Here is a 3,689-nt window from a genome sequence, read left to right on the forward strand (position 1 = left end):
CACCGGGAGGATGCCATGGCCGCAACCCTGCACGTCTATTCCACCGCCGAGGTGAAGGCCCGGCTGGACCGCGAGCTGCCGCGCTGGAGCGAACAGGACGGCAAGATCCACCGCCGCTATCAGACCCATGGCTGGAAGGGCACGGTGATGGTGGTCGGCGCCATCGGCCATCTGGCGGAGGCTGCATGGCACCATCCGGAGATCGCGGCGTCCTGGGGCTGGGTCGAGATTCGGCTCGACACCCATGACGCCGGCGGCATCACCGACCGCGACTTCGCCCTGGCCCGCAAGATCGAGGAGGTCGTGACCTGGCAGCCCGGCCGCGAGGGGGCGGGGCTGGACGGCACGCCGAACGGCGATCCGCGGTTTGCCTACATCAAATACGATTAGGGAAATGATGACGGTTTCATAAGACTGACAAAAAAGGGCAATCGTCCCCGCCTAGCCTCCTGGCGACATCCACACCGGATTCGCCAGGGAAGGCTGCCCCCGTGTCCTATCGAATCGACGACGCCGCGCGCAATCGCTACAGCCGCAACGGCGATCGCACCACGCCGCTGCCGCAGAACCAGGCCCAGGCGTTCCAGAAGGCGCTGGCCGAGGCGCTGCAGCACCGGTCCGACGCGGGCGGCCCCGGCACGGTGCAGCAGGGGCATGAGCGGGTGTTCGTCGCCGACAATGACGACAGCCTGTGGCGCATCGCCCGGGACAACAACGTCAGCTACGACGATCTGCTGGCCGCCAACCGTCGCACCGACATGCCGGTGGCCGGCCAGATCGACCCCGGCGAGATCGTGTTCGTGCCCGATGTGTTGCCTGAGAAGGCCGCGGCCACGCCGGAGAACGGCCAGGGCGTGCCGAACGGCGAGGCCGGCTTCGTCAGCGACCTCTACGACCGCGGCAACGCGCTGGAATACGCCGACAATCCCAAGGCGGTGGACTATCCCAAGGAAACCGCCGGCATCGCCGCGGATGTGCGCAGCTATCTCGAGGCGCTGCCGGCAGCGCAGCGCCAGGATGCCGCCCTGCGCCTGGTCGGCCAGGATTGGCGCGATGCTGGGCCCAGCGGCACGGCGGTGACTGACGCGGTCAAGGCCGAAGGGCTGCAGACCGATGCCGGCACGGTCGTGGCGGACCGGCTCTATGCCAAGGGCAACCAGCTGGAATCCGCCGCCGATCCCGCGGCGATCGACTATCCCCGCGAGACCGGCGTGATGGCGGACCAAATCCGCAGCTATCTCGACGGGCTGCCGCCCGGCGATCGGCAGCAGGCGGTGCAGCAGCTCTACGACCGCGACTGGCGCGACGCCGGCCCGGCCCAGACCGCGATCGAGGATGCGGCCAGGAGCCGGAGCCTCGTCCTCGCCCCGACCACGCATGCCGGCCCGGATGTCGAACAGGTGGCGCGCGCCATCACCAGCCGCGCCACGGCGGCGGCCACGCCGGATGCGCGGTTCAAGATCCTCGCCGAGGGCTATGCCGGGGCGACGCCGCAGGTCCGGGCGGCGCTGCAGCAGGGCGACCCCGGCCGGGCGATCCTGGACGGAGCCGCGCAATGGGCGGTCGACGGGCTGAAGGATGTCGGCAACGCCGATGGCGACGCGGTGCCGGAGCTGCATCTGATGCAGCGGCTGGACCAGCTGACCTCCGGCACCGACAAGACCCTGGCGACGCAGCTGATGACGGCGGCGGTGCCGAAGGTCGAGGCGGCGAACCAGGCCTTGCTGCACGGCCAGACCGGGATGCAGCTGCAGACCGGGCCGGACGGCGCCCGGCTGCTGATGCAGATCACCAGCCGCATCGCCGGCACGCCCGACGGCGACGCCGCGATCCAGCGCCTGGCCGGCATCGGCTTCTACGACCGCAACGCCCTCCGCAACGCCATCGGCACCGGTGAAAACCCGGCCTACGCCCTGGACCTGGCCAGCAAGGGCGGCGGCAAGGTGTTCCAGGGCGACGTCCTGGCCGGCGTGGACCAGTTCAAGAGCCAGGTCGGCAGCGACGTCGATGCCGCCGGCAAGAACCAGCTGGAGCTCGACTGGCGCGTCGCAAACGATCAGGGCGCGATGACGCCGGACCAGCTCGACCATGCGGTGGCGGCGTTCCGGCAGAACAATCCCGATTGGGAGAAGAGACAGGCGGCGCTGGACCAGACCGTTGCCTCGGACGGCCAGAAGCTGCTGACCCAGATCCAGGCGCTGCAGACTTTGTCGCCGGAGCTTGCCGGCCAGAAGGGCGCGGCGGACGCCCGGATCAAGCAGATCCTGGACGACCCCAAGGCGATTCAGGCGATGCAGGCCGCGCTGCAGAAGAACCCGGCGCTGCTCGATTCGCCCGCGACCCAGGTCACCATCGGCAATATCGCCCGGCTGAGCGACCGTGGCCGCAAGCTGGCGGAGGAGGCGGCGACGCAATGGGCGCGCCGCGCCTTGTCCGACGCGCTCAACCCGACGACATCGGGCCAGCCGCAGGACATCGATCAGGTCAAGGCGACGATCGCCCGGTTCGAAACCACCGGCTCCCGCATCCTCGGCATGTCCGATGTCGACGTGCGCAAGGCCACGGCGCTGCTGCAGGAGGCGCTGCCGCAGGCCGGGGAATCCCAGGCCGACATGCAGAAGCGGCTGTCGACGCTGGATCAGCGGCTCGAAAACCTGGTCAGCCGCGAGGGCATCAAGAGCTTCGGCCGGCGTGAGACGCTGGGCCAGCTGTTCCGCGGCATCGGCTTCGCTGCCGCCGCTGCCAGCCTGACCCAGTCGGCGCCCAAGGCCTTCAACGACCCCAATGTCCGCAACGTGCTGAAGGCCTCGGCCGATTCCGCCGGGCTGAGCCAGAAGTCGATCGAGCTGATGAGCGCGGTCGGCATCCTCGGCGACGACAACAAGGCGGTGAAGCTGCTGGGTGGCAGCGACCGGCCGCTGGTCAAGGGCCTCGGCGTGTTCGGCGCCATCTTCGACATCGCCAATGCCGGCGATGCTTTCGACCGTGGCGACGTGCCCAGCGGGATCATGTCGCTGACCTCGGCCACCGGCACGGTCATCGCCGCGCTCGGCACCGGCACCATGGCAGGCCCGATCGGCCTGTCGATCGTCGTTGCCTCGGTGATCGGCCAGATGGTGTGGGGCCAGATCTCCAAGGTCCAGGAATCGAACCGGTTCATGAACGACACGTCGGCCGATTTCCTGCATTTCGCAGGCTTCAACGACAAGGCGGCCCACGCCCTGGTGGACCAGAGCGGCGAGGGCTACAGCCCGGTGCCGCTGCTGGTGAAATATGCTCAAGACAAGGGCTACGACCTCGGCAAGCCGGACCAGCAGAAGGCCTTCGCCGACTGGATCAGCGCCATGCCCGCCGACCGGCTGGCGACGCTGCGCGACAGCATCCATCACACGCTGGACGGGCTGAAGGGCGATGCCGGCCAGTTCGGCCGGACCGGCCCCGGCGATGCCGCCTATGCCGATGTCGACCGCAAGCCGCTGGTCGGCGCCGGCAAGGGTGGCGCGGTCTATGGCGACAGCGTGGCCGACAAGATCCGGGCGGGCGATGCCGCACCGGCCTCGATGGCCCAGCTCGACACCACTCTCCGCGTGCTGGGGCTGCCGGTTCTGCCGCAGCGCTGAGACGGACGGACGGCGAGGCTCAATCCGAACATTATTGAGTCCCCCCTCCCCTTGCGGGAGGGGGTAGGG

At 69.3% G+C, this 3,689-nt stretch carries 2 protein-coding genes; both read left to right on the top strand.

Going from position 1 to position 3,689, the window contains the following annotated elements:
- On the top strand, window positions 1–390 hold a 390-nt coding region (locus AC3XYG_RS11300), incomplete at its 5' end, for a 4a-hydroxytetrahydrobiopterin dehydratase (RefSeq protein ID WP_489139928.1).
- Between the two features lie 101 nt (window positions 391–491).
- Window positions 492–3,620: a LysM peptidoglycan-binding domain-containing protein gene (locus AC3XYG_RS11305; RefSeq protein ID WP_489139929.1), complete on the top strand. Its 3,129-nt coding sequence runs from the start codon at window positions 492–494 to the stop codon at window positions 3,618–3,620.
- The last annotated feature ends 69 nt before the right edge of the window (window positions 3,621–3,689 follow it).

Source organism: Inquilinus sp., from assembly GCF_057815775.1.